Source organism: Vibrio sp., from assembly GCF_048266485.1.
In the GTDB taxonomy this organism is placed as follows: domain Bacteria; phylum Pseudomonadota; class Gammaproteobacteria; order Enterobacterales; family Vibrionaceae; genus Vibrio.
Window position 1 is genome coordinate 61,734 of sequence record NZ_JBLWZK010000014.1, and the last position, 6,000, is coordinate 67,733.

Annotated in this window: 5 protein-coding genes and 1 pseudogene; 3 read left to right on the top strand and 3 right to left on the bottom strand. The window is 38.8% G+C overall.

Annotated features, from left to right (window positions below; genetic code table 11):
• Positions 1-76 precede the first annotated feature (76 nt).
• Positions 77-970: a LysR family transcriptional regulator gene (locus tag ACN0T8_RS13940; RefSeq protein ID WP_417881238.1), complete on the bottom strand. Its 894-nt coding sequence runs from the start codon at positions 968-970 to the stop codon at positions 77-79.
• A gap of 261 nt (positions 971-1,231) precedes the next feature.
• Here ACN0T8_RS13940 and ACN0T8_RS13945 point away from each other — a divergent pair, with 261 nt between their 5' ends.
• The 3 genes and pseudogenes from ACN0T8_RS13945 to ACN0T8_RS13955 form a co-directional block, all read left to right on the top strand.
• Positions 1,232-2,380 (top strand): MFS transporter, encoded by a 1,149-nt coding sequence (locus ACN0T8_RS13945; protein WP_417881231.1) that lies wholly within the window; start codon positions 1,232-1,234, stop codon positions 2,378-2,380.
• Positions 2,381-2,443: 63 nt separating this feature from the next.
• Positions 2,444-3,019 (top strand): nucleoside triphosphate pyrophosphohydrolase family protein, encoded by a 576-nt coding sequence (locus tag ACN0T8_RS13950; protein ID WP_417881232.1) that lies wholly within the window; start codon positions 2,444-2,446, stop codon positions 3,017-3,019.
• A gap of 342 nt (positions 3,020-3,361) precedes the next feature.
• Positions 3,362-3,757 (top strand): annotated as a pseudogene (locus ACN0T8_RS13955) (transposase); the annotation flags it as partial.
• Positions 3,758-3,977: 220 nt separating this feature from the next.
• Here the strand turns inward: ACN0T8_RS13955 and ACN0T8_RS13960 are convergent.
• Positions 3,978-5,000: an IS110 family transposase gene (locus ACN0T8_RS13960; protein ID WP_417881233.1), complete on the bottom strand. Its 1,023-nt coding sequence runs from the start codon at positions 4,998-5,000 to the stop codon at positions 3,978-3,980.
• A 70-nt stretch (positions 5,001-5,070) separates the two neighbouring features.
• Positions 5,071-5,793 carry a hypothetical protein gene (locus ACN0T8_RS13965; protein ID WP_417881234.1) on the bottom strand — a complete coding sequence of 241 codons (723 nt, stop codon included), beginning with the start codon at positions 5,791-5,793 and terminating at the stop codon, positions 5,071-5,073.
• Positions 5,794-6,000 lie beyond the last annotated feature (207 nt).

The window sequence follows — 6,000 nt, forward strand, 5'->3', positions numbered from 1 at the left end:
GCTGCAGCTTTGTTGACGGCGTTCATTCGCTTGTCGCCTCACTGCAACTCCAACTACTTCGGGTATTATATACCGATTACTTTTCTCGGCCTATCGCGGCGGGTAAAGCTTGCTTGGTGAATTCCATAAAGGCTTTATCCGCTACAGATAAATATCCTGTTTTACGCCAAGCCATGCCTATTTTAAGTATGATTGGTTGATCAAATGGAATACCTACCACACCTCTCTCTTGTTCAGTCACTAGTTTCAATAATGCCCCAACCGCAAAATCTTTCTGTACCACTTTTAAAATCATCGGGATCAAATTGGTTTCAATAGAAATGTTGGGTTCAAACCCATGTTCAATACACAATTTGTCGACCATTTCTCGATGAAAATACCCTTTCTTAAACATGATTAATTCTTGAGAAAAGAATTCGATTATTGAAATCGAACGCTTAGTGGCAAACTCATGTTCAGGACTCACTACCATTAACATTTCATCTTCTACTAATGGTTCAATGGCTAGAGAATCCGGTACATTTTCATTAAGAATCACACCGAGATCCAACTCTCCATCGAGCAGCATTTTCCGAATCGATTGTGTGCCTGCATCAATGATAGTCATTTTTAAATCTGGATATTGTTGTTTAAATGCCATCAAAATATCAGGAAAGAAATAAGATCCCATCATGCTAGGTACACCGAGTCTCACTTCGCCTTTAACTAAGCCTTTTAGCTCTTGCATTTCAAGCGCTGCATCATCAAGTTTCTGAAGAATTTCTTTCGCATGTTTATATAAACGCAAACCTTCATCAGTTAATTGCACACCCTTTTCATGTCGATGTAATACTGTTAAACCTATTGATAATTCGAGTTTTTTAATTGAAACACTTAAGGCCGACTGCGCAACATGCAAAACCTCAGAAGCTCGGCTAAAACTTTTCATTTCTACGATGGTGACAAAGTACTTTAATGCTTTGGTATTCATAAATTTCGTATGCATTGCTTTCCTGATTCTATAATGACGTTGATGAACGTAACACTTAAACAAGTTAGATCAAAAACAGATAGAGACTATTAATTTAATATATTTTATATATATCATGGCTATTGATAAAATTCTGTTATTACGTTCAATTGAGTACCGTTAATGTCGACGACTTCCCTCCAACAGCATACAGACTTATCAAAGAATGATTCGAGGCAGCACGAGCCACTAGATAATGACAACCCAAAGGATCTAAAAAAAGTGACCTTTGGGCTCTTCATTGGCTCTTTTATTTCGTTCTGCAATTTGTACTTATTCCAACCTTTACTACCTCTGATTGCTGAACATTATCAAGTCACTGCAGCGCATGTTAACTGGGTTTTAGCCGCCGCGACATTAACGCTAGCGTTATCACTACTACCTTGGGCGATTTACTCTGAGAAGATTGGACGACGTAAAATCATGTTGTTCAGTTTGTATGCCTCACCTGTTGTTGGTTTATGTATTTTATTTTCCGATCAACTCGGGCTACTGATTGCTTCACGGGCTTTAATGGGAGTTGCCTTGGCGGGTTATATTTCGGTGGCGGTGGCCTACATGGCAGAAGAGTTTAGCCCTAACGTTTTTTTGCTCGCGGTAGGTTCGTATATTGGTGCTAATTCATTAGGTGGAATCACTGGCAGAATTTATGGCGGCGTCGTTGGTGAATGGCTAGGTTGGCAAACTGCGGTAATTGGCATGGCGTTGTTTAGTCTTGCCATCGCAATATTGGTGACGCTTTGGGTGCCCGCGCAGAAAAACTTTGTCGCCAAACAAACATCATTGTCTAGTCATTTAAAAGATGCTATCCATCACTTACAAACCCCTAGACTATGGTTTGCGATGTTAATTGGCGGGTTAAACTTTGCCCTATTTGTAAATCTTTATACGGTAATGGGCTTTCGCTTAGTCGCTGAGCCTTTCTCACTTCCTGTAAGCTTGGTATCGCTTATCTTTCTTTGTTATTTAACTGGCACCTTAACCTCCAAACTTAGCGGCCAATGGAGCCTACGCTTTAATTCCACCAGCGGCATTGTAATAGGCACGGTAGTCAGTTTAATCGGGATGCTCATAGCACTGATTCCAAATTTATATGCGATGTTTATTGCGCTTATCTTAATTAGTAGTGGCGCTTTCTTTACTCACTCATTGGCGTATGGCTGGGTTAGCTCAAAAGCACAACAAGCAAAAGCCAGTGCGACGGCTTTATATCTTGTTCACTATTATGCTGGTGGTAGCCTCGGTGGGTTTTATTTAATCTATTGCTGGCAACACGGTGGCTGGAACATGGTCGCATTAGGCGGCAGTGTGTTATATATCGCCATTCTCGTGCTTACCTACAAGCTTAACCGCGCGGAAAAATTGAATTGATCATGACTGAAATAGGCATTGTTTGTTATCATCTTCAGCAACTTTTATTCAAGAGGCAATGACATGCAATTTACCCTACTTTCAACGGAACTTTACCAACACTTATATCGTGATATTACGGAATTCCGTTCAACTTTTGATCTCCCTGTCGCAGACCTAGCCTCTCTCGATGACAAAGCCGATACGTTGCACACTTCTCTTGCGATCGAAGAACTAACCGAACTGGCCGAAGCGGATTGTAAAACCGAACAAGCCGATGCGATTGTTGATACGGTTTACGTTCTTATGGGGCGTTTAGTTCATCGTGGTGACGAGCAAGTAGACAGTAATGTCGGTATTAGCTACATCATCGAATTATTACTGCATGTGGCGAAAAACCGTGGCATTGAATTCCTACCCTGTTGGGATGAAGTGCATTCAAGCAATATGAGTAAAGTATGCCGCAACGAACAAGAATTCACGGAAACTCAAGCTTTCTACGCTAAACAAGGTGTTGAACTTGAAGGCGTGCAAAAAGGCGAATACATCATTGCCAAATGCGCTAAAGATGTCGACATGCAAGGCAAAGCGGTTCGTAAGGGAAAAGTATTGAAATCGGTTTACTACCGCCCTGCGGATTTAGAAAAACTGACTAAATAATCTGAGTTTCAACGATTTGTTTCAAAGATAGATTTCACAGATAAAAAAAAGCCTGTCTCAGATGAGGCAGGCGTGTGTGTTAAATGCATGACTTTTAGTAAAAAGCTATCTCTGTTAACACAAGGTAGGACGAGAATGTATCCCTTTCACTAATGCCATTTATGTGCCAACTTTTCATTACTTCCCAATGAAACTCTAACCTATTGTTTTATTGATATATTTACGTTCAGTTTTGTTTTTATCACTTTCTCTATTCCATACAACACTTTATAGGTAGATTCTATTGCACAGATTTGGCGTGCTTTGCTCTATAAACGATCATGTGACCGTAAGTCGCTTTATCAATACCAAAGCAAGAATGTTATTTTGCAAAGCGTTCCAGGTATAGGAAATATTGCTGCCACATCCATTATTAGTAACGTTCCTGAACTTGGCTATATTACGAATAAACAGGCCGCTTCACTTATCGATGTAGCACCGATAACCAAAGAAAGTGGGCGTTATAAAGGTAAAAGAACGATCCAAGGTGGTCGTTCTCAAGTCAGAACCGTTCTCTACATGGCAATGATGTCAGAGATGCAATGTAATCCGGTTTTTAAAGCTCATTACCAGCATCTTTTAGACGCTGGAAAACCTAAAAAAGTCGCTATCATTGCTTGTGTTCGTAAGATGGTTGTTATCTTAAATTCGATGCTAAGAGATGGCGTCATGTGGGATGAAAATATCGCTAAAAATTAATTATTGACGCCATACTCGTTTATGTGGGCTCCCTATTTTCAACACTTATTTTACACTCAGTGATATTTGCTTGCTTATGTACGAGTTCTAGTGAGGAGCTACCTCGACTCTATGACAATTTCGAACATTAGGGTGCAATGCTTGTTAGCGAGATTAAATCTCAAACGAGTATTCTGCATCACCTAATTTTATATCTTGTAAGCGTTATAAGTGTTGGAAATTAAATTAATTGGTAATCTGTTCCATTCTTTAATAAAGCAAAAGCGGTTCTAACATTTTTATTCGCCAAAGCAACAGCTGCACATTTTTTACCTCGTCGCTCTATTAATGCTTTTATCCATGTTTCTTTATTTGATCTTGCATCCCGTTTATCCAGTTGCTGAATAACTGCCATTGCACCAGTAATTAGTAAACTTCGTAAGGTTGTATTTTTACGTCTTCCTATCGTTCCAAGTTTAACTTTACCACCAGAGCTATGCTGTATTGGCGTCAATCCAATACAAGCAGATACATCCCTTCCCTGTTTAAACTCACCAAATTCTTGGTCTGCCATTGTGATGTATAAGTGGATTGCATTTAAGATGCCAATTCCTTCTATTTTCATCAATTTTTTACAATCAGGCGTTTCAGAAACCCATTCTTCTAATGCTTGATTATAACTCTCTAAAGTCATACAGATTTGCTTGTATAAAATTAATGATTGATGAAGCATTGAGCGAAAGATAAAACTTAACCCATTGTCAGCGTCTTCCAATACTAACTCAATCGTACTAATCAGTTTGCTTTCGCCACGGCCGACAGAGATATTAAACTCTCTAAGCAACCCGCCTAACTGATTTTTTAACGCTGTTTTTTGCTTTATGCATTGTTCACGTAATCTCAGTATCGATTGAGCTTGTTGTTGGTGTAGAGTCTTGCTAGCAACAAAATGAATATCGGGTAAAAGGCTTGCTTGAATAATAGCTAAAGCATCATTTTTATCCGTTTTTTGATTCTGGCGAACAGCCATCACTAAACGAGTTGAAATTAACTTTGCATCATGTCCAATAGAGTGACAAAATTGAACCCAATAGTTTGAACCACTGCATGATTCAAACACCACTAGACTTGGTGATTGTTGAATTAAAAACTCACTAAATTGCTGAGGTGTCAGTTCTTTATTAGAACGCACCTTTTTATTTGTATACACACAAACTTGAATTGCTTTAGTTGCTAAATCAACACCAATGATAGTAGTTTTCATCTTTGATCTCCCAGCTTTAATGACTCAGTTTTAGTTTAATCATTATTAGAGCGGGAGCCCAATTATCTTGTTATATTTTTTTGTACACTGATATGGTCACATAATCACCGATATAAGCTACCTTGTTAACTACTAGCTTGTAATTATTACCCTCTACACTAAAGTCGAAACTATTACCAGCCTGAACTTTTTTGTCCTCGGTATCGAATATTGATGAAACAACTAATGCTACGTTTCCTTTTTTATATTCGTTTGTAACGTCAGATACACCAAAAGTAACTCGGCCACCTAAACCCGACCAACTCTCACCTTCTGACATTTGGTAATCACTAACTAAAACCTCTGAAGTGAACTTCCCTAGCTGAGCTTTAAGCTGTGCATTCTCTGCGACATATTTATCAAGTTTTGCACTTAATTCGGCAATATCAACTTTACTACCTTCAGCTTTTTCCAACTTTTCTTTTATTCGATGCAGCTGAATATTCTCTTTTGTAAGCATTTCGATTTTTTGCTTTGACTCTTCTTCTAACGCTTTTTGAGTTGGTGACTTATATTTCAACTGACTTTCGAGAAATACTGACTTGTCGCCGAGTAATTTAATGCGCTCACTCAATACATTCTGACGCCCTTTTTCAACATCCACTGCTACCCGTAAAGTTTCGAGTTCTGAGTTTTTGCCAACAAGAACGACAGAGTCATACACCAAATAAGTTCCTATTATGCCAACCAAAATACTTGGTATGGCTACTTTTAAACCATTTAAAATGGTGTTTATCAATTTATCAAAATCCACAATCTTTCCTAAAAATGTAACGCCCAATTAAGTAGCCCGAAACGCTACTACCAACTTTACGCACAACACCGTAATCACTAAACTCAACGCAAAACAAAAATGCCACGCGTTGAGGGTCTGCTTGAATTGTTTGTATGGGAAATTAACTCTGCTTTTGGGTAATGTGAGACCCAGGCTTTAGCTGCAACTAAAGCTCTCTATGTAGTA

Coding starts and splice junctions, on each gene's coding strand:
- ACN0T8_RS13960 (WP_417881233.1), bottom strand. CDS start 5,000: ATGAAAACTACTATCATTGGTGTTGATTTAGCAACTAAAGCAATTCAA.
- ACN0T8_RS13950 (WP_417881232.1), top strand. CDS start 2,444: ATGCAATTTACCCTACTTTCAACGGAACTTTACCAACACTTATATCGT.
- ACN0T8_RS13940 (WP_417881238.1), bottom strand. CDS start 970: ATGAATACCAAAGCATTAAAGTACTTTGTCACCATCGTAGAAATGAAA.